Origin of the sequence: Klebsiella oxytoca NBRC 105695, from assembly GCF_001598695.1 — a bacterium.
Lineage (GTDB): Bacteria > Pseudomonadota > Gammaproteobacteria > Enterobacterales > Enterobacteriaceae > Klebsiella > Klebsiella oxytoca.
Window position 1 is genome coordinate 1 of record NZ_BCZK01000007.1, and the last position, 24,340, is coordinate 24,340.

A 24,340-nucleotide genomic window follows, 5' to 3' on the forward strand; every position below is an offset into this window, starting at 1 on the left:
GGGCAAGGCGCGATAAGCGCCGCCCCCGGGAGACAGGCGCAGAGGATTTAGCGTCAGAACGGGGGATTAGCGGGTGGTGCCGCGCAGCTTCAGCACGCTGGGGACAAAGACGTTTAGCGGCAGCGCACGGCCATCGCGGGCTTTTTCAACCAGCAGATTAACGCCCTGGCTGCCCATCATTTCTGAATGAATGCGCACCGTGGAGAGCGGCGGAAAAGTAAAACGCGCGGTGGGGATATCGTTAACGCTAATGAGCGAGATATCTTCCGGGATCGCGAGGCCGCGTTCATGAATGGCCCGCAGCACGCCGATGGCGATAGAGTCTGACGCGACGAACAGCGCAGCGGGGAAATCCGCCCTGGCCAGCATCGTTTTTGCCAGCTCATAGCCGGAGGAGCTGGAAAACCCGCCGCGCCAGATATCTTCTTCCGAAACCACCCCCTTCAGGCGGCCATATTCGACGAAGGCCACTTCGCGAATGTCGGCTTTACCCGGCTCATCCTGGCCACCAATAAAGCCGATGCGCCGCGCGCCCTGGGCGATAAAAAAGTCGATAACTTCTTTGGCGATACGCACCAGATCGATATCGACGGCGTCGTAGCCGCTGCCTGGCTCATGGAAATCAATAAAGCAGACGTTGTCGGTTAACGCCGTGGCTGCATCGCGAATCGCCCGTGAAGGCTGGCCGACAATCAGAACGCCGGTCACTTTTTTCAGCTCGGGTAGCGCGTTGTTAAAGTAGCAGTTGGTCAGCTCGATACCGAGCTTTTCGCACTGCGTTTCGATACCGTGGCGGATCGCCAGATAGTAAGGATCGTTGATTTCCAGATCCTGCTGGTAGCTGTAGATAGCCAGAATATGATGGTGGCCGACGGTATGAACCTGAGTCTTACGCGAGCTGGTGCTTTTATATTCCAGCTTTTCCGCCACCTCAAGAATGCGGTGCTTTGTCTCTTCTTTCACGTTCAGAGTGGGGTCGTCGTTTAATACCCGGGAAACCGTCGCCAGTGAAACGCCTGCTTCGGTCGCGATATCTTTTAGTGTGGCCATTGTTTTCCTTATCTGACGTTGCACCATCGACGCAAACCATTGTAAAGCAAGCGCGGGCCGCTGCATCTCTTTTCAGTAAATTTCCCCCGTATTATTCATCAGCATCGGGAAGTTTATAGCGAACTAAAAAGTGATGGATCTAACATTCCTTACTCTATTATGCGGAAACCTCGCCGACTTTTGTTATCTTTTACTAAATTTTTACTTGAGGGGTGCAAGATGGAAACGGTGCTTTATGATGATTTTGCCAGACTGGAAATGCGTACGGGAAAAATTGTAGCTGTAAAACGACATGAGAATGCCGATAAGCTTTATATCGCGCGGATTGACGTTGGCGAGCGCACCTTGCAGACGGTGACCAGCCTGGTGCCCTATTACCGAGAAGAAGAGTTGCTGGGAAAAACGGTCGTGGTCCTGTGCAATCTGGCGAAAGCCAAAATGCGCGGTGAAACGTCGGAGTGCATGCTGTTATGCGCCGAAACCGACGATGGCGGCGAAAGCGTACTGCTTACGCCGGAAAGAGCGATGCCTGCGGGCGTGCGCGTCGTATAGCAAACGCCCTCTCCCGGAGCGGGAGAGGGCAAGCCATTACGCCTCTTCCACCGAAACCCGCAGCGCCGCCAGCGCCAGGCGGGCCGCTTTTAGCACCTGTTCACACTGCTCAGGGGTCAGCGTCAGCGGCGGCTCAACGCGAATCGTTCTTGCGTTGTTGAGCGTTCCGGCCACCAGCACGCGCTGGCGAAACATTTCGCTGGCAAAGTCATAGCCGATTTCGTTATCAATAAACTCAATCGCCATCAGCATACCTTTGCCGCGCACGTCATTCACCAGATCCGGATATTCGCGGGCCAGCTGACGGAAGCCGTCCAGCAGCATATCGCCTTTCTGCTCCGCCTGCGCGGGCAGGTTTTGCGTCAGCAGTACGTTAATGGTCGCCAGCGCCGCCGCGCAGGCCAGCGGGTTGCCGCCAAACGTGGTGGTATGCAGGAACGGGTTATCGAACAGTACCGAGAACACCTCTTCGGTGGCGACCGTGGCGCCAATGGGCATGACGCCGCCACCCAGCGCTTTGGCAAGGCACAGGATATCCGGCTGAACGTTTTCGTGCTCGCAGGCGAACATCTTGCCGGTGCGCCCCATGCCGGTTTGGACTTCATCGAGGATCAGCAGCGCGCCAAACTCGTCGCACAGCTTGCGTACCGCGGGCAGATAGCCCGGCGGCGGCAGAATCACCCCGCCTTCGCCCTGAATAGGCTCAAGGATCACCGCCGCGACGTCATCGCCGGTCTTTTGGCACTCGCTCAGCAGCGTGCGCATCGCATTGATATCGCCAAAAGGTACATGACGGAATCCCGGCAGCAGGGGCATAAAGGGCTTACGGAAAGTGGATTTCGCAGTGGCTGAAAGCGCGCCCAGCGACTTACCGTGAAACGCGCCGCTGGTGGCGACGAAGGTAAACTTGCCGCGCGGAGACTGGTAGGCCTTCGCCAGCTTTAACGCCGCTTCGACCGACTCGGTACCGCTGTTGCTAAAGAAGCTGTATTTCAGTTTGCCCGGCGTTAAGGCCGCCAGGGTTTTAGCCAGCATGGCCCGCAGCGGGTCCAGCAGTTCCTGACTATGAAGGGGTTGTTTAGCGAGCTGATTTTCGACGGCGGAAACGACAACTGGATTACGGTGCCCTACATTAAAAATCCCAAACCCACCCAGGCAGTCAATAAACTCCTGTCCCTGAGTGTCGACAAGCGTATTTAATCCTCCCGCTTGCCACTCTACGGCTCCGTAATCCCCGCCAGCAGTGACCGATTTTCGATACGCTAAAAACCCCGGATTCACATGCTCTTTAAAGTATTCCCTGACCTCCTGGTTAAGTGATTTCATCTCTTCATGATCGAGCGTTCGCTTCTCAATAAGATTCAGTGCGTGTGCGCTGCAGGCCAGAGCCGATGCGCTTGAAGGTAACCTGTTCAAAATATGCTCCTGGGCGGGGCGTATCACATGATACTGAATTAAGTATTGCAGGGATTACGCCACTTCGGCGCGGGCCAGGAAAAACGGGATAAACGCAACGTGAAATCGCAATTGAGCAAAATTTAATCTTATCGCGAAATTATTGGCATGTTTTACTCCTGAAGGCGTAAAACGATGCGCTGAAGGGCTACCGCCGCGTGCTTCGCGGCGGTGCAGGCTGCCCGATAATGAGGCAAAGGATTAGTCGAGCTGGGAGATCTCCATCGCCGCGCGGTCAATCACGCCGACAATCTGCTTTAGCTGCGCTTCGGTTATTTCCTGCTGGTTAACTTTTAAATCCAGTACCGCCTTAAAATTCTCCAGCGCGCGCTTCATCTGCGGGTTTTTACGTAGCTCACAACCCACCATTCGCGCCTGCAGTCTGGCCTGAATCTGCTCCAGCGGCTGCTGGTTTTCCGCGTGCAGCTGGCTGCCTTCGGCGGTGATGGCGATTTTTTTGCGACCGTTTTCGTCAGCCACGCTGATTAATCCCTGATCCTGGAGTAAATCGAGCGTCGGGTAGATGACGCCGGGGCTGGGACTGTAGTTGCCCTGGGTCATGGTTTCGATCTCTTTAATCAGTTCGTAACCGTGGCTGGCATTACGGGTGAGGATGTCCAGAATGACCAGGCGCAGCTCGCCATGGCCAAAGAAGCGCTGCCGGCGTCCGCCGCCTCTGCGACCGTGTTCACCATGTTCACCATGTTCGCCGTGGCGTCCGCGTGGCCCACGGCCTTCTTCGTGATGGTCTCTCATAATTTTTTCCTTTGAGTTTTTTTGATATATCTAATTTATATCTAAAAACACTCAAGTCGCAACCTTGTGGCAGATTTATTTTTTATATAATTGATAATTAGAGATTTAATTCTATTTTTTGACTTTTGTGGCGTTTTACTATGGCTATATCAAAAAGTGCTTGCATTCTTTTTTAATGGCAATCATTATCATTTGCAATATTTTTAGATATATCTATTCCGTTCACCAAGGCGATGAAAGATGACAACGAGCAGGAATCTTAAATACCCGCAGCGCGTGCGTAATGAGCTGCGTTTCCGTGAGTTAACCGTATTGCGCGTCGAGCGTATCGGCAGCGCATTCCAGCGTATCGTGCTGGGCGGAGAGGCGCTGGAAGGCTTTGTCTCCCAGGGTTTCGACGACCATACCAAGCTTTTTTTCCCCACTGCGGGTGCTGCGTTTACGCCGCCGGAGGTGACGGATGAAGGCATTAACTGGGGCGAAGGCGTACGTCCGGCGACCCGCGATTATACGCCGCTTTACGACGCCGACCGTCATGAGCTGGCGTACGACTTCTTTATTCACGATGGCGGTATAGCCAGCAGCTGGGCGCTGGCGGCGAAACCGGGCGATAAGCTGGTCATCGGCGGCCCGCGCGGTTCGCTGGTGGTGCCGGAAGATTACGCCTGGCAGCTGTATGTGACTGATGAGTCAGGTATGCCCGCGCTGCGCCGCCGACTGCTGGGATTGCGGCAGCTTCCGACGCGCCCGCAGGTCACGGCGATCGTCACCATTGGCGATGAGTCTTATCAAGATTACCTGGCCGATCTCGATGGTTTTCATATCGAGTGGGTGGTGGGACATCACTCCTCTGCCGTGGCCGAGCGTCTGGCGCAGGTTGTGGTTCCAACCGAAGATTATTTTATCTGGGTGACCGGGGAAGGCGCGGTGGTGAAATCACTGCTGGCGCGTTTTGAAGGTCCGGAGATTGACCCGCAGCTGGTGCGTTCGCAGGCCTACTGGCACAGCAAGTAAGCGCGGGAGAAAACCCGGGTTGCGGCTGGCGCCTGACCCGGGCGCAGACGGCGGTGAACCATGGGGCGACCGGCCCGCAGACGGCGGTGAACCTGTAGCCCGGCAAGGCGCGTTAAGCGCCGCCCCCGGGAGCAGGGGCGGTGCCAGAGAGACTATTTCTGCGCCAGCGCTTTAAACACCATGGCCACCGCGTGGGCTCCTGGGTCCATATTGCCGCGCAGACTATCGCTGTTCAGGTACGATGCGCGTCCTGCACCTGCTTTGCTGGCGTGAAGCGTACGATCCGCGCCCACCTGCGCCGCCGCGAAAGCGGCCTGCAGATTTTCCGGTTCGGCCAGCAGCGCCGCCAGCGCCGGTTGCAGGGCGTCAATCATGGTTCGGTCGCCTTCGTCGGCACCGCCGTAAAACTTCATCTGCGCCAGACCGGCGTTTAGCGCTTCGGCGACGCTTGTCCCCTGTTCCAGCTTCTGCCCGGCGGCGGTAAAGAAAATCGACATCAGCACGCCGCTGGAACCGCCCATCACAACCGTCAGACGCTCGCCAATCAGGGCGAACAGCGTGGCGACGTTAGCCAGCGGCAGCTGACGGCGCTGAAGTAAGTCGGCGATATCGCGTGCGCCAGCGGCAAAAGTGGAGCCAGTATCGCCGTCGCCAACCTTCGCATCCAGCGCATTGAGGTCCGCTTCCAGATCGGATAGCGTACCGGTCACCCGCTCTACGTAGCCTGCAACCTCGCTATTCTCCGAGGGCGTAAACTCCACCCGCGTACTGCGCAGCGACGAGGGCATCACGCTGATTGCGCGCGGCTGCACTGGCGTCTGCCAGCCGGCGGTTTCGACCGCGGAGAGCAGCGCTTTCTCAATGCTCTCTTCCAGCACGATGGCGGTGAGGGAAAAGCCTTTCATATCCAGCGCGGTAACCAGCGACGCCGGGCCTATCAGCCAGTCGATTCGCTGATGCAGCGGGGTATTGGCCAGCTCGCGGGTCAAAATTGCCATTTCGGCAATCGATACGCCGCCGAGATTATTGATCATCACCGCCAGGCGGCCGGTTTCCGGCAGGGCGGCGCTGAGCTTCTCTACCATCAGCGTAACGATTTCCGCACTGTTCTGCGTGGCGATAACCGAAGCGCCCGGTTCGCCGTGGATCCCCATCCCCAGTTCGGCCTGATCCGGATGATGGCGCGGAGTCGTTTCCGCATCCTGCGGCAGGTGACAGCTGGAAAGGGCCAGACCGAGGCTGAAGGTGTGTCTGGCGGCATACTGCGCTTCGCGCAGCACGGTCGCCAGATTGTGGCCGCGTTCGGCGAAGTAGCCGGCCACTTTATGCACCAGAATCGTCCCGGCAATACCGCGCGGGTGTTTGTTATCCGGCAGCGAAATATCATCGCCAACGATCAGCATTTCGACGTTATAGCCCATGCGGCGCGCTTTCTCCGCGGCGAGGCCGAAGTTCAGACGATCGCCGGTGTAGTTCTTGACGATCAGCAGGCAACCGGCATCGCCGGTCACGGCCTGGATGGCGGTCAGCACCGCATCGACGCTCGGCGAGGCAAAAAGATCGCCGCAGACGGCGGCGGTCAGCATGCCTTTACCGACAAAGCCCGCGTGGGCCGGTTCGTGACCGGAACCGCCGCCGGAGATCACCGCCACGTTGTTTTTGTCGAGATCGCGACGCACCACCACGCGAATGGCGGGATCGCTTTCCAGCCGCGCCAGGTTATTCCACGGGCTGGCGATAATGGTTCCTTCAATCACTTCATTGACGAGGTTGGCGCGCTGATTAAAAAAGAATTGAGACATAACGGATCCTGAAAGTTAAGCGAGTTCCCGGAGGGGACAGCCTCCGGGGCGAGAAGGTTAGAGCAGGCTAGGCGCGAATCACGCGCTTGCCGGGAATATCAAGGATGACGGTCTCCCCCTTTTGTAGCGTGGTCAGGACATCGCTCTGCTGGCAAAGCATCGCGATACCCGCCTGACGGGCGATAATGGCGCCGTGAGAGAGTTCACTGCCGGCCTGCAGACAGATCCCCTTCACCCGATCCGCATCGAGCTGCAGGACGGTAGAAGGAAAAATATCGTCGGCCACGAGGATCGAGGGGCCGTCAAACTGCGGTAGTACTTCGTTGCTCCCGTTAAGGTGACGCAGCGTGCGGTGCAAAATATCTTCAATATCAATATAGCGCGCCTGTAGGTAAGGATCGTCGAGATGACGATATTGTTGGCTTAAATCGCTCAGCACCTGATGCCACGCCCACTCCGCGCTGCATTGCTCGTCGCGCACCCTATCGCAGGCGGCGGCGTATAAATCAGGGTCATCGAGCAGGGTATGATGCCCGGAGAAGATGGCCGCGATGTCGGCGGAAAACTTCGCCTCCGCCAGGGTCGTCAGCGCGCTAAGCTCTTCCAGCGTCCGATCGATGGCCCGTTTTAGCCGCAGCTGCTGCTGACCGATGGCGACGCCTTTTTCCCGTGAGACCTTCTCCTGCGGCTGGGAATAGAGTACGACCTTACCCTGTACGCGATCGGCGCAGGCGGGCTGAGTCGCAGGCGCCGCCTCCGTTTGCTCGCCGAAATTCTCCGCCGCCAGCGCCTGGAACGCTGCCAGCGCGGCATCGGCATCCGGCCCGCGGGCAAGCAGCCTTAAGGTATCGTTACGGCGCACCTGAAGCAGGGCGATTTGGTTGAGGCTGTCGGGCGTGACGCACTTACCTCCTTTCTCCAGCACCAGGTCGGCGTTGAATCCCGCCAGCGCGGCGACCAGCTTTGACGCCGGGCGAACATGCAGGCCGTTGTGGTTTTGAATCACCACGGAAACCGAGCGCGCATCGCGGTCGTCGATCGGCGCGGCGGTCAACGCCGCGTGTTGCGGTTGCGATGGCAATCCCAGCTGTACGCGTTTTGCCTCCAGCGCGTTCATGGCATCTTCGATGACCTTGTCGATGCCGGCCCCGGCGGCGGCGCTCACCGTCGCCGCCAGCGTTCCTTCCACCAGCGGTGCCGCGCACAGGCGAACCTTCGCCGCAATGGCCGGATCGAGGAGATCCAGCGCGGTTTCGGCGCTCAGCAGGGCGCTGCCAATATCCATCATCACCAGGATATGATCGGCGTCGGCTACGGACTCGATGGCTTCCATAACCTTAATGGGATCGGTGCCGATCGGGCTGGTGGGATCGTCAATTCCGGCGGCGATCGCCAGCTTACAGCCATCGTTCATTAACATCTGCCGGGCCAGTTCTCCGACACCTTCGCCCAGACGAGCGCTATGCGAAACAATCACCAGGTTTACCATCGCGTTTTCCTTACTCTTTGGCCGCTGCGGCCAGCATCTGAACCATCAACATTACCGAGGTCGCGCCCGGATCCTGGTGCCCGATGCTGCGTTCGCCCAGGTAGCTGGCCCGCCCTTTGCGAGCCTGCATGGCGATGGTGGCCTGGACGGCGGCTTGCGCCTGTTCGCAGGCAGCATCAAGGGCGCTTTGGATTGACAGGTGCTGTTCGCTGGACTGACGCAGCGATTCCACTACCGGCAGCCAGACGTCGCACATGGTTTTATCGCCCGGCTCGGCTTTGCCGCGATTCACCACGCCTTCCGCGCCTTCGCGGATGGCTTGATAAAGCTCGTCCAGGGTCAGACTCTGATGGGCCTGGGTCACCTGAGCGGCGCGGATAAAGAAGGTGCCGAACAGCGGGCCGCTGGCCCCACCGACGTTGGACAGCAGCGTCATGCCGGTATTTTTAAGAATGAAACCAATGTCTTTATCGGCAATCGAAGGCAGCTTTTCCACCACCTTGCTAAACCCACGATGCATATTCAGGCCGTGGTCGGCATCGCCGATCTCCCGGTCCAGACCGGTCAAAAAATCGCTCTCTTTGGTAAAGATATCGCCGCAGCGATAGAGCCAGTCTACGATTTGCGTTCTGCTTAATGACATGTCGTGCTCCTTATTTTCCCCAGTTCAGCGCCGGGGTGTGAACCGGGGCGTCCCATAATGCCAGCGTCTCGTCATCGGCTTTTAACAGGGTGATGGAAAAACCGACCATATCCAGAGAGGTACAGTAGCTGCCGATAAGATTGCGCTCGATCGCGATGCCGGTTTCCTCGCAGCGCTGCGTCAGACGGTTATAGACGCCGTAGAGTTCGGACAGCGGCGTGGCGCCGAGGTTGTTGACCAGCGCGATAACCCGATCGCCTTTTTGCAGCGCCTGCTTGGTCTGCGTTACCTCCTGCCACGCGCCTTTCACGTTGTCCCAGTGGCGCAGCGTGCGGCTATAGGCGCCGTTTTCCAGCAGAGTATCGAACATTTCGTCAACGGTGCGATCGAGGGAGGTGAAGCGGCGGCGGTCGATGCCCGGTTCGCCGTGAATGCCGACGCCGAACTCCATCTCATCGTCCTGCAGTTCGAATGAGGGCTGGCCGGCGGCCGGAACGGTGCAGGCGCCCAGGGCGATGCCGATAGAGTGGCCGAGGTTGTTAAGCTTGCGCCCCAGTTCAGCGCATGCTGCCAGCGAGTCGCCGCGCTCGGCGGCCGCGCCCACCAGTTTTTCAATCAGCACGGTATTGGCCACGCCGCGCCGTCCGGCGGTATAGAGGCTGTCTTTTACCGCCACATCGTCATCGACTACCACGGTGGTGACCTTGATGCCGCTTTCGTGCAGCAGCTCGGTGGCGGTTTCAAAGTTAAGAATATCGCCAGTGTAGTTTTTAATAATCAGCAGCACGCCTTCGCCGCCGTCGATGTTCATGGCGCACTCAAACATTTTATCCGGCGTCGGGGAGGTGAAAATTTCCCCCGGACAGGCCCCGGAAAGCATGCCCAGGCCAATATATCCGCAGTGCATCGGCTCATGACCGCTGCCGCCGCCGGAAAGCAGCGCTACTTTCCCGGCCACCGGTGCATCGGCGCGGGTGACGTAGACCGGATCATGATGCAGCGTTAGTTCAGGGTGCGCTTTTGCCAGGCCCGCCAGTTGTTCACTCAGGACATCTTCGACACGGTTAATCAGTTTTTTCATTGTTTATTCTCCATCGGAGTTTCGATGCGGCCTCTCTGCTGACGGAAGCGGTCATCGTGTAGGGGTATCGCCTGTCGATATGCGATATCGGGCGATGTATTGATTCTGGCTGAGTTAACGGGAAAAAAAATCGCCATAAAATGAGTTTCATTACGAAACGCGCACGGTAGATTTTGTTCCGTTATGAAACGCTTTTGCCGGGAGAAATCGAAAAATGCGAGCCAGGGCGACTATTTCATCTCACTTCACATACTTGCCAGACGCGGGGGGAGAAAAAATTTTACCTCTCCAGGCGCCAGTAGCGGCGAAAAACGCCATACTTCATCCACTTTTTCCGCTTGTTTTGCGCTCAACGAGCGGATCGAGATCGCAATCCCGTCGTTTCATATGAATTCATGTTTCAATATGAAACGATAAAATGTGCACCCTGTTTCATATCGGGACAAAAAGGGGAAACATTTTTTTGCCTGCGGCTCGCCCTACAGTGATGACATCGCTCAGGTAGCGCTTTTGTTCCCGCTTTTAATACCAGGCCGGACGAGGAAATACCGGGGCACATCGTGTCAAAACATGCACTTATTTGAGGGTGAACGGAATGCTAAAAGTTATTCAATCTCCAGCCAAATATCTCCAGGGACCGGATGCATCCACGTTGTTTGGCGAATACGCTAAAAACCTGGCGGACAGCTTTTTCGTGATTGCCGATGACTTCGTGATGAAGCTGGCGGGTGAGAAAGTGTTGAACGGTTTGCATAGCCACAATATCAGCTGCCATGCGGAGCGCTTCAACGGCGAGTGCAGCCACGTTGAGATCAATCGCCTGATCGCCATTCTGAAGCAGCACGGCTGCCGCGGCGTGGTGGGCATCGGCGGCGGCAAGACGCTCGATACGGCGAAAGCGATAGGCTATTACCAGAAGCTGCCGGTGGTGGTGATCCCGACGATTGCCTCCACCGATGCGCCAACCAGCGCGTTGTCGGTTATTTATACCGAAGCCGGTGAATTTGAAGAGTATCTCATTTACCCGAAAAATCCGGACATGGTGGTGATGGATACGGCGATTATCGCTAAAGCCCCGGTACGCCTGCTGGTGGCCGGGATGGGCGATGCGCTTTCAACCTGGTTTGAAGCCAGGGCCTGCTATGACGCCAGAGCCACCAGCATGGCCGGCGGCCAGTCGACGGCGGCGGCGCTGAGCCTGGCGCGCCTGTGCTATGATACGCTGCTGGCGGAAGGCGAAAAGGCCCGCCTTGCCGCTCAGGCCGGAGTGGTGACCGATGCGCTCGAACGCATCGTTGAAGCGAATACCTACCTTAGCGGAATTGGCTTTGAAAGCAGCGGCCTGGCCGCCGCGCACGCCATTCACAATGGTTTCACCATCCTCGAAGAGTGCCACCACCTGTACCATGGCGAGAAAGTCGCGTTTGGTACCCTGGCGCAGCTGGTGCTGCAAAATAGCCCGATGGAAGAGATCGAAACGGTGCTGAACTTCTGCCATACCGTCGGCCTGCCGGTCACGCTGGCGCAAATGGGCGTTAAAGAGGGCATCGACGAGAAAATTCAGGCGGTAGCAAAAGCGACCTGTGCGGAAGGCGAAACCATCCATAACATGCCGTTCCCGGTCAGCGCGCAGAGCGTGCATGCGGCGATTCTGACCGCCGACCTGCTTGGACAGCAGTGGCTGGCGCGTTAATTTAGCGTCGTCCTGTCCCGCCTCGTTAATGAGAAGGGGCGTTTTATCCCCCTCTGGCGGTTACCGCCGGAGGGGTTGTCGTTTAAGTAACAGCGGAAATGGATATGACTGCGCAGACTCAGAGCTTTCCCCTGGTGATAACCCAGTCGTGGCATCGTTGCAGTAAGTTTATGCAGCGGGAAACCTGGCAGACGCCGCATCAGGCGCAGGGGCTGACCTTCGAATCGATTTGTCGGCGTAAGACCGCGCTGCTGACGATTGGCCAGGCGGCGCTGGAAGATGCCTGGGAGTATATGGATAACCGCCCCTGCGCATTGTTTATCCTTGATGAGTCCGCCTGTATTCTCAGCCGCTGCGGCGATCCGCAGACCCTTGACCAGCTGGCGGCGCTGGGGTTTCGTGACGGTAGCTACTGCGCGGAAAGCATCATCGGCAGCTGCGCGCTCTCGCTGGCCTCCATGCTCGGGCAGCCGGTCAAAACGACGGGCGAGCAGCATTTTAAACATGCGCTGCACGGATGGTCGTTTAGCTCTACGCCGGTGTTTGATAACCATGGGCGCCTGTTCGGTTCCATTTCTTTGTGCTGCCTGACGGAAGAACAGGCTTCGCCGGACCTCTCCCTGACCCTGGCTATCGCCAGGGAAGTGGGCAACTCGCTGCTCACCGATAGCCTGCTGGCCGAGTCGAATCGCCACCTTAACCAGATGTACGGTCTGCTGGAGAGCATGGATGACGGGGTGATGGCGTGGAACGAGCAGGGCATTTTGCAGTTTCTGAACGTGCAGGCCGCGACGCTGCTGCACCTCGATGCCCAGGCCAGCCAGGGGAAAAACATCAATGAACTGGTGACGCTGCCGGCTCTGTTGCGCCGGGCGATCAAGCACGCGCGCGGGCTGAACCATGTGGAAGTCACCTTCGAGAGCCAGCATCAGTTCGTTGATGCCGTCATCACGCTCAAGCCGATCGTCGAAGAGCAGGGCAACAGTTTCATCTTGCTGCTGCATCCGGTCGAGCAGATGCGTCAGCTGATGACCAGCCAGCTTGGCAAAGTGAGCCATACCTTTGAGCAGATGTCGGCTGACGATCCTGAAACCCGGCGGTTAATTCACTTTGGCCGTCAGGCGGCGCGCGGCGCTTTTCCAGTGCTGCTGTGCGGTGAGGAAGGGGTGGGTAAAGAGCTGCTCAGCCAGGCGATTCACAATGAGAGCGAGCGGGGTGGCGGACCGTATATCGCGGTTAACTGCCAGCTGTATGCCGACAGCGTCCTTGGGCAGGATTTTATGGGCAGCGCGCCGACGGACGAGGAAAACGGGCGTCTTAGCCGTCTCGAGCTGGCCAACGGCGGGACGCTGTTTCTGGAAAAAATCGAATATCTGGCGCCGGAGCTGCAGTCCGCGCTGTTGCAGGTGATCAAGCAGGGGGTATTAACCCGTCTGGATGCCCGGCGTTTGATTCCGGTGGACGTTAAAGTCATCGCCACCACTACCGTCGATCTTGCCAACCTGGTGGAACAAAACCGCTTTAGTCGCCAGCTTTACTACGCGCTGCACTCTTTTGAAATCGTTATTCCGCCGCTGCGGGCGCGGCGTAACAGTATTCCTTCGCTGGTCCAAAATCGTCTTAAGAGTCTGGAGAAGCGTTTTTCCTCGCGGTTGAAGATGGATGACGATGCGCTGGCGCAGCTGGTGGCCTACTCCTGGCCGGGTAATGATTTTGAGCTGAACAGCGTGATTGAAAATATCGCCATTAGCAGCGAGAACGGCCATATCCGTTTGAGTAACCTGCCGGAATATCTCTTTGCCGAGCGGCCAGGCGCCGATGCGGGTTCCTCGCTGCTGCCCGCCAGCCTGACCTTCAGCGCCATTGAAAAAGAGGCCATCATCCATGCCGCCCGCGTGACCAGCGGGCGGGTACAAGAGATGGCGCAGCTGCTGAATATTGGCCGCACCACGCTGTGGCGAAAAATGAAACAGTACGATATCGATGCCGGCCAGTTTAAGCATAAAAATCAGGAGTAACCGGGCACCCAGCCTGACGCCGCGATGGTACTTGTTCGCGGTGTTAGCGATCGCTCTATCAGAAAGCCTGGCGGAAGATAGCGACAATCTCTTTCTCGTTACCCTTGCGCGGATTTGAGAAGGCGTTGCCGTCTTTCAAGGCCATCTCCGCCATATAGGGGAAGTCAGCCTCTTTAACTCCCAGCTCGCTCAGATGCTGCGGAATGCCGATATCGGAAGAGAGGCGGGCGATGGCGCGAATGGCCGACTCGGCGGCGTCCATGGTTGAAAGTCCGTGGATGTTTTCTCCCATAAATTCGGCGATGTTGGCAAACTTTTCCGGATTGGCGATCAGGTTATAGCGCGCAACGTGCGGCAACAGCACCGCGTTCGCCACGCCGTGCGGCATATCGTACAGGCCGCCAAGCTGATGGGCCATGGCGTGAACGTAACCGAGGTTGGCGTTATTGAAAGCCATCCCCGCCAGCAGGGAAGCGTAGGCCATGTTTTCGCGGGCTTGCAGGTTGCTGCCCAGCGCGACGGCCTGGCGCAAGTTCCGGGCGATCAGGCGGATGGCCTGGATCGCGGCGGCATCGGTGACCGGGTTGGCATCTTTTGAAATATAGGCCTCCACGGCGTGGGTTAACGCATCCATGCCGGTTGCGGCGGTCAGCGGGGCCGGTTTGCCAAGCATGAGCAGCGGGTCATTGATGGAGACCGAGGGCAGGTTACGCCAGCTGACGATAACGAACTTCACTTTTGTTTTGGTGTTGGTCAGTACGCAGTGGCGGGTCACTTCGCTGGCGGTACCGGCGGTGGTATTCACCGCGACGATCGGCGGCAGTGGGTTAGTCAGGGTTTCTATGCCGGCATAGCGGTAAAGATCCCCTTCGTGGGTAGCCGCGATACCAATCCCTTTACCGCAGTCATGAGGGCTACCGCCGCCGACGGTGACGATAATATCGCACTGTTCTTGACGAAAGACCGCCAGGCCATCGCGCACGTTGGTGTCTTTTGGATTTGGCTCGACGCCATCAAAAACCACCACCTCAATACCGGCTTCCTGCAGATAGCCGAGAGTTTTATCCACCGCGCCGTCTTTGATGGCCCGCAGACCTTTATCGGTGACCAGCAGCGCTTTTTTACCGCCCAGCAGCTTACAGCGTTCGCCGACGACAGAAACAGCATTGGGACCAAAAAAGTTCACGTTTGGCACCAGATAATCAAACATACGATAGCTCATAATATATCTTCCTGGTTAGATTTATTATTTAGAGAAACCCTTCAGAGCCGTTTCGGCTAATAACATGTCCTGTTCGACGGTACCGCCGCTCACGCCAACGGCGCCGATGACTTCCTCGTTAAAAATAACTGGCAGGCCGCCGCCAAAAGGAATGATTCGCTGCTGGTTGGTGAGTTGTAATCCATATAGCGGTGCGCCCGGTTGGACTAACGCTGTAATTTGATGAGTGCCTTTTTGCAGGCCGCATGCCGTATAGGCTTTATTGAGCGCAATATCGCAGCTGGTTATAAATGCCTCATCCATACGCTGCATCAGGAGCATATTTCCGCCGCGGTCAACAACGGCAAAGACCACCGGCACGTTCATTTCAAGGGCTTTCGCCTCAACGGCAGTAGCCATTTCTTTCGCAGCCGCCAGCGTGATAGTGGCGATGTGTTTGATCTTATCCATAATCTCTCCTGTTAATATCCAGGGCTGGATCGCGATAATTATCGCAGGCACATATTTCAACTGCTGTTTGCGGGCCTATTCTCTCGCCGCAGGTTATTAAGTCAATAGCGAGAAAAATACTATCTAATTGAGTTTTTTATTACCGCAGGCTGTTTTTTGATAACGATTGTTTAGCTGTATCACAGTTTGTTATTAATTTTCTTTTGCATGTTTCATTATGGAACTTCTGTTTTTTATTCTGTGCCAGACTGGAACGAAATTAATTTGCTTAACTTACGGCTTTACATCGCTTTTTGCTGATTAACGGCGAGAAGAAGGCGAGTTTATCGGTAAGCCGTCGCGCAGGGTGAAGTTTTTCTGCCTTTTTACTCATTGGGCATCGCACCGTGATGCGAGCGTGCGGCGTGGAGGGGAGCAAAACGCCGCATTAGTCGAGCAGAAAAGCGCCACGCAAGCGTTTAGCTGGGGCCTGAATCAAAGAAAGGCAACGATCTCTTTGATATCCCGACGGAGTTGGGTCCATATTATAAACATGTTCATTACGTGGTTAATTTTAAGGATAAGAGCATGCCAACAGCAATCGATAAAGCCCTGGATTTTATTGGTGGTATGAACACATCGTTACCGGTGCCGAATACTATGGATGAAAGTACCGCTAAGGGGATCCTGAAGTATTTGCATGAACTAGGTGTACCGGCCAGCGCTGCGCAGGTCACGGCCCGTGGTGAGAAGGAGGGGTGGAGTGCCGGGTTCACGCAAAAAGTAGCCGGATGGGCGGACAAAATTGCCTCTGGCAACCGCATTATTATCAAAAACCCAGAATACTTTACTGCTTATATGCGCGAACAGCTGCAGGCGCTGGCGTAAGCCGCCTGTCGCCATATTCACCATAAGACGTGGCGCTATACAGGAGCCGCAAAACGCAAAAAGGGCTGACGATTTCTCGCCAGCCCTTGCTGTATCTGGTGGCCCCTGCTGGACTTGAACCAGCGACCAAGCGATTATGAGTCGCCTGCTCTAACCACTGAGCTAAGGGGCCGTGGCGAAGGATTATAAAGTAACTGTTGCCCGCAATCCAGCCTAAAACGCACGCCTGCTGTTTTTATAAACAACGCATTTTCAATCCTTTATAATTACCTTTTAGGTATTGAGCTGGGGAAAACATGATCAACGATATTCTGGCGCCGGACCTGCGGGTGGTCTTTTGCGGTATCAATCCGGGGAAGTCTTCCGCCCATACCGGTTTTCATTTCGCCCATCCGGGAAATCGCTTCTGGAAGGTGATTCATCAGGCCGGGTTTACCGACCGTCTTCTGAAACCCGAAGAGGAGCTGCAGCTGCTGGATACCCGCTGCGGGATTACCATGCTAGTCGAGCGCCCGACGGTACAGGCCAGCGAGGTCGCGCTGCTGGAGCTCCGCGATGGCGGAAGAGAGCTGGTGAGGAAAATGGAAGAGTATCAGCCGCGCGCGCTGGCGATCCTCGGTAAACAGGCTTTCGAGAAAGCGTTTCAGGTACGCGGCGTAAAATGGGGCAAACAGCAGGTGACCATAGGCGCGACGGAAGTATGGGTGTTGCCAAATCCCAGCGGGCTCAACCGGGCGACGCTGGATAAGCTGGTGGAGGCCTACCGGGAGCTTGACGAGGCGCTGGCAACGCGAGGGCTTTAATTCGCCCCGGGCGGTTCCAGGCGGGTAAATTCGCCGATAGGACGGCGAATTCGATTATTTTCGCCATAGTCGTCAACGTAGCCTGCGCGGAGGATCATTTGCGGCGGCTGGCTTAAGCCTAAGGTTTCCGCCAGCTGTTTACGGAACGCTTTATCCTCCAGCATCTGGCTCACCGGCTGAACAGAGATGCCGTAGCGGACGGCATCCAGCCAGAAGGCCTGCAGATTCATGCCGCTGCGCATCATCAGCGGAAAGGTTTCCTCTCCGCCGATGATAAAAAATCCAGCGCTTTGCGCTACGCTGCTGGCCGTTTTACTGATGCTTTCCGCGGCGAAGGCTTCTCCCTGGGCTTTTTGCCGATCGAAAAATGAGTAATAGAGCAGTTTTTTTATCCCGGTGATGCCTAACTGTTCTGCGGGCAGGCCGTCTTTCAACCGGCGGGCCTCTTCGTTGGAAAAGCGCAGCCAGTGAGCGAACTCCGCTCTTTTGGCCGCATCGAGCGCCTGAGCCTTTGCTGCCTGGATGGCAAAACTCTCAAGCTTATTAAACCCGGCGCTGCCGCGTGGATAATAATTTAAATACGGCTGGTGCTGTTTGAGCAGGGCAGCGAGATCGCGGGGCGCAAGGGCAATATCCTGAAACGGACGTTTGTCGGTGTGCCGGCGCTCAATTAACTTCAGCACGGCGGGCTGTTTGAGAGAAGAGGCGCGGTGGAGGGGGCTTAACGTCATGCGGGCAACATCACCATTGCGGGCCATCGCCGGTAAAATGTCTATTTCCGCCAGCATGCCAAATGCGGCGGCTGCCTGGCGGAAGTTCTCCAGGAACGCGCCCAGAGAAATACAGGCTTCTCGCCCCGTCGGGTCGATATGCGGGAGGGCTTTACTGCGGTCGAACGCCAGGGTGAATCGCCGTGCGTCCGGGTTATAGCGAATATGCCAGGGCTGGACATTATGCGCATTTGGCGCCAGCGAGGCGTAATACACTATATGGCGCTGTTCGGTTGGCAGCGCAAATGGTAGTGAAAGATCTTTGGTCAGGCGCAGGGGCTTCGCTTTATGATAGGCACAGGCGCAAACCACTATCATACCTATTAGTAAGGACAGAAATATTTTCTTTATCATCGACTTTCGCCTTTTTCTATCATTAATAATAAAGCGTCAAAAGCGAAGTTAAGAAAGGATTTTCGGTCCTTCTCAAGATGCCGCAAAATATAGGCTTCTTTACTTGCTGATTTCTCTATCAGCCCGGTCAGGCAGAGCCAGAACAGCATCATGACGTCTGCCATTGGAGCATTTAACTGAAGCTCTTTGTTTGCTGCCGCGCGGGAAATTTCTCCGGCGATAATATAATTAATCTCCTCGCCGAGCATATAGATATTAGTCAGTACTTTATTATTTTTCATCTCTTTTTCTGAGCAACCTATTTTCCCGGTAATGCCGGGGAAATAGACGATGCCGGAGTCGTGGATAGCAACCAACGACTGGCAAAGCTCATGATAAAACTCGCGGAAGGGGGCCTGCCGGCTGACTATTTTAACCACCTCCTGGTGAAAGCGCTCCATTCCATCGAGAATAAGGTGATCGACAATATCCTGTTTACGGTCAAAGTAGGTGTAAAGCGTAGTTTTACTGAATCCGGCTTCGTGCGCAATCTCATCCATGGTCGTTCCTTCTATACCACGGTTAAGAAATAACGTATTGGCGGTGGCCAGAATAACCGTTCTATTAAAATCAGCCAGCTGAATCTTTCGTTTGCTATTCATTGAATATCCCTATTATTTAGATTCGCGTTGTCCATTAAGTGCGATTCATGAACCAATAGTACAAATATAAAACTATGAGTCCAGCTGTTTGGCTTTATGGTATTAAATAATAAGAATATGACCCGGATATATATTGATAATTTCTGGGTGCAGGTATTAATATTTATTAAAGGAATGATTTGCGATTAGCCATAAAAAAAGCCAGTCAGTTGACTGGCTTTTTGCGCTAAGCGGCGATGATTAATCGTCGAGGAAGCTACGCAGCACTTCAGAACGGCTCGGATGGCGCAGTTTACGCAGCGCCTTCGCTTCGATCTGACGGATACGTTCGCGGGTTACGTCGAACTGTTTACCCACTTCTTCCAGCGTGTGATCGGTATTCATGTCAATACCAAAGCGCATACGCAGGACTTTTGCTTCACGGGCGGTCAGGCCAGCCAGAACGTCATGGGTGGCGGCGCGCAGGCTCTCAGTGGTGGCAGAGTCCAGCGGCAGCTCGAGGGTGTTATCCTCGATGAAATCTCCCAGATGCGAATCTTCATCGTCGCCAATCGGCGTTTCCATGGAGATCGGCTCTTTGGCGATTTTCAGCACCTTACGGATTTTATCTTCCGGCATCAGCATACGCTCGGCCAGCTCTTCCGGCGTCGGTTCGCGGCCCATCTCCTGCAGCATCTGGCGGGAAATACGGTTGAGCTTGTTGATAGTCTCAATCATATGCACCGGGATACGGATGGTGCGCGCCTGGTCTGCGATAGAGCGGGTGATCGCCTGACGGATCCACCAGGTTGCGTAGGTGGAGAACTTGTAGCCGCGGCGGTATTCAAACTTATCTACCGCTTTCATCAGACCGATGTTACCTTCCTGGATCAGATCGAGGAACTGCAGACCGCGGTTGGTGTATTTCTTGGCGATCGAGATAACCAGACGCAGGTTCGCTTCAACCATCTCTTTCTTCGCGCGGCGCGCTTTCGCTTCACCGATGGACATGCGACGGTTGATATCTTTTACCTGCTCAATGGTCAGGCCGGTCTCTTGTTCAATCTGCTGCAGTTTCATCAGGCCGCGCTGAACGTCTTCTTTCACGTCAAGCAGCTTTTCTGACCACGGCTTATTCATCGCGATGGCCGCATTGAACCAGGTTTCGCTGGTTTCGTTGCCGGTAAACAGAGTGATGAAGTTTTTCTTCGGCATTTTGCACTGCTCAACGCACAGCTTCATGATGATACGTTCTTGAGTACGAACGCGATCCATCATGATGCGCATGCTGTTAACCAGGTAATCGAACTGCTTCGGCACCAGGCGGAACTGTTTGAACACTTCAGACAGCTTGAGAATCTCTTCCTGCGCTGCGGCGTGGCTACGACCTTTCGCTTTGATGGTATCGCGGGTCAGTTCGTACTGCGTGCGCAGCTCGGCGAATTTCTCGCGCGCCAGCTCAGGATCGATGCTGTTGTCATCATCGCTGCTGTCGTCGTCTTCTTCTTCATCTTCGTCTTCGTCGTCATCCATCTCTTCCTGAGAGAGTTCAGAACCGACGTGCGTCGCCGTTGGCGCCATGTCTTCTTCGGCGTTCGGGTCAACAAAACCGGTGATCAGATCGGACAGACGCGCCTCTTCCGCCTCAACGCGATCGTACTGCTCCAGCAGATAGGTGATGGCTTCCGGGTATTCAGCAACCGAGCACTGCACCTGGTTAATACCGTCTTCGATACGTTTAGCGATGTCGATTTCGCCTTCGCGCGTCAGCAGCTCGACGGTACCCATTTCACGCATGTACATGCGCACCGGGTCGGTTGTGCGTCCGATTTCAGACTCAACGCTGGAGAGAACCTGCGCCGCAGCTTCTTCCGCATCTTCGTCAGTATTGTTGTTAGTTTCAGCAAGCAAAAGATCATCGGCATCCGGTGCTTCTTCCATCACCTGAATGCCCATGTCGTTGATCATTTGGATGATGTCTTCGATCTGATCGGAGTCGACGATATCTTCCGGCAGATGGTCATTGACCTCGGCATAGGTCAGATAGCCTTGCTCCTTACCTCGTTGGACAAGAAGCTTCAGCTGTGACTGCGGGTTTTGCTCCATAAGACGGTATCCACACTTAATTCGTTTGATTGGTGTAAGCAGATGAACTGCCAACATTTAAAGCGAGGGCGTACTTATATTTTTGCCGCTGCGCCTCGCGCGGCTGTCGGGGTCTTCCCGAACGATATTCGGCACTTAAGCCGTTAAATTCATTTTTTTTCCAGGGCTTGTCTGATTTCCCAGAACTCCCGGCGTTCTTCACTGCTTAAACCGTGAGTGCGGTCGCGAGCTATCAACTCTTCTTGCCGCTGTTCAAGCATTGCATCAAAAATTCGGTTTAGCGTGTCGGTGAACATTTTTTCAACATTCTCATCCCTTATATCGTTCCAGGCTGAGAGTTTTTCAAGTGTTGAGTATTCACTAGTCCCGCGATAGTTCTCTAATAGCTGCCCCGTGGTCAGGCCCGGCTGCGCAACACAGAGGTTCACCAGCTCGGAGAAGAGGCTGAGTCCCGGTAATTTGCTCTGCGCCAGCCCCTGCAAAGGCGGCACCAGCGGCGCCAGATTGGGGTTCTGCACCAGCAGTCCTATAAGTATACGCATAGGCGTCTGTTTTATCTGCTGAGCCGGGCGTACGACGCCACTTTCTGCCTGTTTCGGCATTAAACGATCAAGCTGGGTATCATCAAAAATGCCCAGCTTCAGGCCCAGCATCTGGCGCAGCTGAATACGATGCGCATCGCCAGGCACCTGGCTAATGAGCGGCAGCGCTAGTGCGGCCAGCTGCGTACTGCCATCCGGCGAACTCAGATCGACCTGCGGTAAGAGACTGTTAAATAAAAACATGGAGAGCGGCTGAGCCTGCTCCATCCGTGCTTCAAAAGCCTCTTTACCCTCTTTACGTACCAGCGTATCCGGATCTTCACCATCGGGCAGGAACATAAAGCGTAGCTGACGACCATCGGTCATGTACGGCATTGCCGTTTCCAGCGCACGCCATGCGGCATCTCGACCGGCGCGGTCGCCGTCGTAACAGCAAATTACGTTGTTCGTCGCACGGAATAATATATGCATGTGGTCGGCCGTGGTCGATGTACCCAGCGATGCAACGGCATAGTTAATACCGTACTGCGCCAGAGCGACGACATCCATATACCCTTCGACAACCAGCAACCGCGGTGGTTCTGCCTGGTGCTGCTGCGCTTCATAAAGGCCGTAAAGCTGGCGGCCCTTATGGAAAATATCGGTCTCCGGGGAGTTGAGGTATTTCGGCGTATCGTTACCCAGTACGCGACCACCAAATCCAATCACCCGGCCTCGTTTGTCGCGAATCGGAAACATCACGCGATTGCGGAAACGGTCGTAAGTTCTTCCCTGGTCATTATTGACCAGCATTCCGGCATCGAGCAGCAGTTTCCTGTTGTCGACATTACCGCCGAAACGTTTTAATGCGTTATCCCAGCCTGGCGGCGCAAAACCAATAGCAAACTGCTGGACAACTTCGGCACTCAGGCCGCGTTGCTCCAGGTACTGGCGCGCAGGTTCGGCATTAGGTTGGTTGAAGGATTGTTGATAAAAGTCATTTAACCCTTCCATTAGCTGATAGAGATTTTGCCGCTGATGGCGCTCTATCTGACTCAGGCCCGTTCCGGCTTCATACGGCACTTCAAGATTATGCATAGCAGCCAGCTCTTCGACGGTTTCCACGAACTCGAGCTTGTCGTAGTTCATCAGGAAGTCGATAGCGTTGCCGTGCGCACCGCAGCCAAAGCAGTGGTAAAACTGTTTTTCACCGTTGACGGTGAAAGAGGGGGTTTTTTCGTTATGGAACGGACAGCACGCGTGATAATTCTTGCCCTGCTTTTTCAGCTTCACCCGCGCGTCGATCAGATCGACGATATCGGTGCGCGCCAGCAGGTCATTGATAAATACTCGTGGAATTCGTCCAGCCATATGCCCCGTTGTATACACTTCCTCTTCAAACTGCCTCTGCGTTGGCTTCGCTCGTTCACCCCTGTCGCTTACTTCAGTAAGCTCCGGGGACTTACTCCCTTGCCGCCTTGATGCATCTTGAATGATTGGGTGTATATGCTAATGCATAAACGAAAATAAGCCGCGCATTCCTTTCGGAAGCACGGCCTTACAACTACAACTCGGTCTGAATTGAGAGCCTGGCTCCCAACAGATTAGTACAGACGAGTGCGGCGTGCGTTTTCGCGAGCCAGTTTCTTCGCGTGACGTTTCACTGCGGAAGCTTTAGCGCGTTTACGTTCGGTAGTCGGTTTTTCATAGAACTCACGACGACGAACTTCCGCCAGAACACCTGCTTTTTCGCATGAACGTTTGAAGCGACGCAGCGCTACGTCGAACGGCTCGTTTTCACGTACTTTAATTACCGGCATGTAACTCTCACCTTTGATAAATTCGGTTTGCCGCTGGCATCAACGCCAGCTTATTTCAAAATGGTGCGGAATTTTACTGCAATTGCTGCTGCTTTGTAAAGCACCGACGCGATTTTTGAAAGGGACTTTTATAAGGACAGGGAGTATACACGAAGTGAGCGCCAGGGGTGAGGAAAGTTTTACATCAACCCGCATTGGTCCTACACTGCGCGGTATTGAAACGAGGTAAAACTAGCCATGCGTGTACTGGGAATTGAAACATCCTGCGATGAAACCGGCATCGCCATTTATGATGACGAAAAAGGTCTGTTAGCCAACCAGCTGTATAGTCAGGTGAAATTGCACGCTGACTACGGCGGCGTGGTGCCCGAGCTGGCCTCGCGCGACCACGTACGTAAAACCGTCCCCCTGATTCAGGCGGCGCTCAAGGAAGCCGGGCTGACGGCAAAAGATATTGATGCCGTTGCGTATACGGCGGGCCCAGGCCTGGTTGGCGCGCTGCTGGTCGGCGCGACGGTAGGCCGCTCGCTGGCCTTCGCCTGGAACGTGCCGGCGATCCCGGTGCACCATATGGAAGGGCATCTGTTGGCGCCGATGCTGGAAGATAATCCGCCGCAGTATCCGTTTGTCGCGCTACTGGTTTCCGGCGGCCATACCCAGCTGATTAGCGTCACCGGTATTGGCCAGTATGAGCTGTTAGGCGAGTCGATTGACGACGCGGCAGGGGAAGCCTTCGATAAGACGGCTAAACTGCTCGGCCTGGATTACCCTGGCGGCCCGATGCTGTCGAAGATGGCCTCCCAGGGCACCGAAGGGCGTTTTGTCTTTCCGCGCCCGATGACCGACCGTCCCGGGCTGGATTTTAGCTTCTCAGGCCTGAAAACCTTTGCTGCCAACACCATCCGTAGCAACGGCGATGACGACCAGACGCGCGCCGATATCGCCCGCGCTTTCGAAGACGCGGTCGTGGATACGCTGATGATCAAGTGCCGCCGGGCGCTGGAGCAAACCGGTTTTAAACGGCTGGTGATGGCTGGCGGCGTCAGCGCTAACCGTACGCTGCGCGCGAAGCTGGCGGAAATGATGAAAAAGCGCGGCGGGGAAGTCTTCTATGCCCGTCCTGAATTCTGTACCGATAACGGTGCGATGATTGCCTATGCGGGTATGGTTCGTCTGCGTTCCGGGGCAAAAGCGGAGCTGGGCGTCACCGTTCGTCCGCGCTGGCCGCTGGCTGAACTTCCGGCGGCATAATTT

21 protein-coding genes and 1 tRNA gene are annotated in these 24,340 nt (G+C 55.6%); 7 read left to right on the forward strand and 15 right to left on the reverse strand.

Going from position 1 to position 24,340, the window contains the following annotated elements; all coding sequences use genetic code 11:
- Positions 1-66: 66 nt before the first annotated feature.
- Positions 67-1,050 carry a transcriptional regulator EbgR gene (gene ebgR / locus KO1_RS13405; RefSeq protein ID WP_024274743.1) on the reverse strand — a complete coding sequence of 328 codons (984 nt, stop codon included), beginning with the start codon at positions 1,048-1,050 and terminating at the stop codon, positions 67-69.
- Positions 1,051-1,269: 219 nt separating this feature from the next.
- Here ebgR and KO1_RS13410 point away from each other — a divergent pair, with 219 nt between their 5' ends.
- Complete coding sequence (locus tag KO1_RS13410) at positions 1,270-1,602, forward strand: tRNA-binding protein (protein ID WP_004105930.1); 333 nt, start codon at positions 1,270-1,272, stop codon at positions 1,600-1,602.
- A 36-nt stretch (positions 1,603-1,638) separates the two neighbouring features.
- On the opposite strand, the gene ygjG is transcribed toward KO1_RS13410, so the two are convergent.
- Both ygjG and KO1_RS13420 read right to left on the reverse strand, forming a co-directional pair.
- Positions 1,639-3,018 (reverse strand): putrescine aminotransferase, encoded by a 1,380-nt coding sequence (gene ygjG, locus KO1_RS13415; RefSeq protein WP_004105929.1) that lies wholly within the window; start codon positions 3,016-3,018, stop codon positions 1,639-1,641.
- A gap of 240 nt (positions 3,019-3,258) precedes the next feature.
- Entirely contained in the window at positions 3,259-3,813 is a 555-nt protein-coding gene (locus KO1_RS13420; RefSeq protein ID WP_024274742.1) for a PadR family transcriptional regulator, read from the reverse strand.
- 240 nt (positions 3,814-4,053) lie between these two features.
- Between KO1_RS13420 and KO1_RS13425 the strand changes: the two genes are divergently transcribed.
- Positions 4,054-4,827 carry a siderophore-interacting protein gene (locus KO1_RS13425; protein ID WP_024274741.1) on the forward strand — a complete coding sequence of 258 codons (774 nt, stop codon included), beginning with the start codon at positions 4,054-4,056 and terminating at the stop codon, positions 4,825-4,827.
- Between the two features lie 152 nt (positions 4,828-4,979).
- Here KO1_RS13425 and KO1_RS13430 read toward each other — a convergent pair whose 3' ends face one another.
- The 4 genes from KO1_RS13430 to dhaK all read right to left on the reverse strand — a co-directional run bounded on the left by KO1_RS13430 (position 4,980) and on the right by dhaK (position 9,842).
- Positions 4,980-6,629, reverse strand: coding sequence for a glycerone kinase (locus tag KO1_RS13430; RefSeq protein WP_024274740.1), 1,650 nt, complete (start codon positions 6,627-6,629; stop codon positions 4,980-4,982).
- 67 nt (positions 6,630-6,696) lie between these two features.
- Positions 6,697-8,118, reverse strand: a complete 1,422-nt coding sequence (dhaM, locus tag KO1_RS13435) for a dihydroxyacetone kinase phosphoryl donor subunit DhaM (protein WP_024274739.1) — start codon at positions 8,116-8,118, stop codon at positions 6,697-6,699.
- Positions 8,119-8,128: 10 nt separating this feature from the next.
- On the reverse strand, positions 8,129-8,761 hold the full coding sequence (gene dhaL / locus KO1_RS13440) for a dihydroxyacetone kinase subunit DhaL (protein ID WP_004115682.1): 633 nt from the start codon (positions 8,759-8,761) through the stop codon (positions 8,129-8,131).
- A 10-nt stretch (positions 8,762-8,771) separates the two neighbouring features.
- Positions 8,772-9,842 carry a dihydroxyacetone kinase subunit DhaK gene (gene dhaK, locus KO1_RS13445; protein WP_004115680.1) on the reverse strand — a complete coding sequence of 357 codons (1,071 nt, stop codon included), beginning with the start codon at positions 9,840-9,842 and terminating at the stop codon, positions 8,772-8,774.
- A 595-nt stretch (positions 9,843-10,437) separates the two neighbouring features.
- Here dhaK and KO1_RS13450 point away from each other — a divergent pair.
- The gene (locus KO1_RS13450) at positions 10,438-11,535 is read left to right on the forward strand and encodes a glycerol dehydrogenase (protein WP_024274738.1); all 1,098 of its coding nucleotides are present in this window, start codon (positions 10,438-10,440) and stop codon (positions 11,533-11,535) included.
- Between the two features lie 104 nt (positions 11,536-11,639).
- A complete protein-coding gene (gene dhaR / locus KO1_RS13455) occupies positions 11,640-13,553 on the forward strand; it encodes a dihydroxyacetone kinase operon transcriptional regulator DhaR (protein WP_004115675.1) in 1,914 nt (637 codons plus the stop codon).
- 58 nt (positions 13,554-13,611) lie between these two features.
- On the opposite strand, the gene dhaT is transcribed toward dhaR, so the two are convergent.
- Together dhaT and KO1_RS13465 are read right to left on the reverse strand one after the other, a co-directional pair.
- On the reverse strand, positions 13,612-14,775 hold the full coding sequence (gene dhaT / locus KO1_RS13460) for a 1,3-propanediol dehydrogenase (protein WP_064406941.1): 1,164 nt from the start codon (positions 14,773-14,775) through the stop codon (positions 13,612-13,614).
- 24 nt (positions 14,776-14,799) lie between these two features.
- Entirely contained in the window at positions 14,800-15,225 is a 426-nt protein-coding gene (locus tag KO1_RS13465; RefSeq protein ID WP_004105919.1) for a GlcG/HbpS family heme-binding protein, read from the reverse strand.
- A 543-nt stretch (positions 15,226-15,768) separates the two neighbouring features.
- Here KO1_RS13465 and KO1_RS13470 point away from each other — a divergent pair.
- Positions 15,769-16,092, forward strand: coding sequence for a DUF1889 family protein (locus KO1_RS13470; RefSeq protein ID WP_071530277.1), 324 nt, complete (start codon positions 15,769-15,771; stop codon positions 16,090-16,092).
- A 96-nt stretch (positions 16,093-16,188) separates the two neighbouring features.
- Here the strand turns inward: KO1_RS13470 and KO1_RS13475 are convergent.
- Positions 16,189-16,264: transfer RNA gene (locus KO1_RS13475), tRNA-Ile, on the reverse strand.
- A 124-nt stretch (positions 16,265-16,388) separates the two neighbouring features.
- Between KO1_RS13475 and mug the strand changes: the two genes are divergently transcribed.
- The gene (mug, locus tag KO1_RS13480; protein ID WP_004105914.1) at positions 16,389-16,895 is read left to right on the forward strand and encodes a G/U mismatch-specific DNA glycosylase; all 507 of its coding nucleotides are present in this window, start codon (positions 16,389-16,391) and stop codon (positions 16,893-16,895) included.
- Here the strand turns inward: mug and KO1_RS13485 are convergent.
- From KO1_RS13485 to rpsU, 5 genes are all read right to left on the reverse strand, one after another.
- Entirely contained in the window at positions 16,892-18,019 is a 1,128-nt protein-coding gene (locus KO1_RS13485; protein ID WP_047720666.1) for an Acg family FMN-binding oxidoreductase, read from the reverse strand. The two genes, mug and KO1_RS13485, sit on opposite strands and share 4 nt — an antisense overlap.
- Positions 18,016-18,660, reverse strand: a complete 645-nt coding sequence (locus KO1_RS13490) for a TetR/AcrR family transcriptional regulator (protein ID WP_064406942.1) — start codon at positions 18,658-18,660, stop codon at positions 18,016-18,018. Before KO1_RS13490 ends, KO1_RS13485 begins: the two co-directional genes overlap by 4 nt.
- A 240-nt stretch (positions 18,661-18,900) precedes the next feature.
- The gene (rpoD, locus tag KO1_RS13495; protein WP_004105908.1) at positions 18,901-20,745 is read right to left on the reverse strand and encodes an RNA polymerase sigma factor RpoD; all 1,845 of its coding nucleotides are present in this window, start codon (positions 20,743-20,745) and stop codon (positions 18,901-18,903) included.
- A gap of 149 nt (positions 20,746-20,894) precedes the next feature.
- Positions 20,895-22,637: a DNA primase gene (gene dnaG / locus KO1_RS13500; RefSeq protein WP_016808010.1), complete on the reverse strand. Its 1,743-nt coding sequence runs from the start codon at positions 22,635-22,637 to the stop codon at positions 20,895-20,897.
- Positions 22,638-22,870: 233 nt separating this feature from the next.
- Positions 22,871-23,086, reverse strand: coding sequence for a 30S ribosomal protein S21 (gene rpsU / locus KO1_RS13505; protein ID WP_001144069.1), 216 nt, complete (start codon positions 23,084-23,086; stop codon positions 22,871-22,873).
- A gap of 237 nt (positions 23,087-23,323) precedes the next feature.
- Here rpsU and tsaD point away from each other — a divergent pair, with 237 nt between their 5' ends.
- On the forward strand, positions 23,324-24,337 hold the full coding sequence (gene tsaD / locus KO1_RS13510; protein WP_032729227.1) for a tRNA (adenosine(37)-N6)-threonylcarbamoyltransferase complex transferase subunit TsaD: 1,014 nt from the start codon (positions 23,324-23,326) through the stop codon (positions 24,335-24,337).
- The last annotated feature ends 3 nt before the right edge of the window (positions 24,338-24,340 follow it).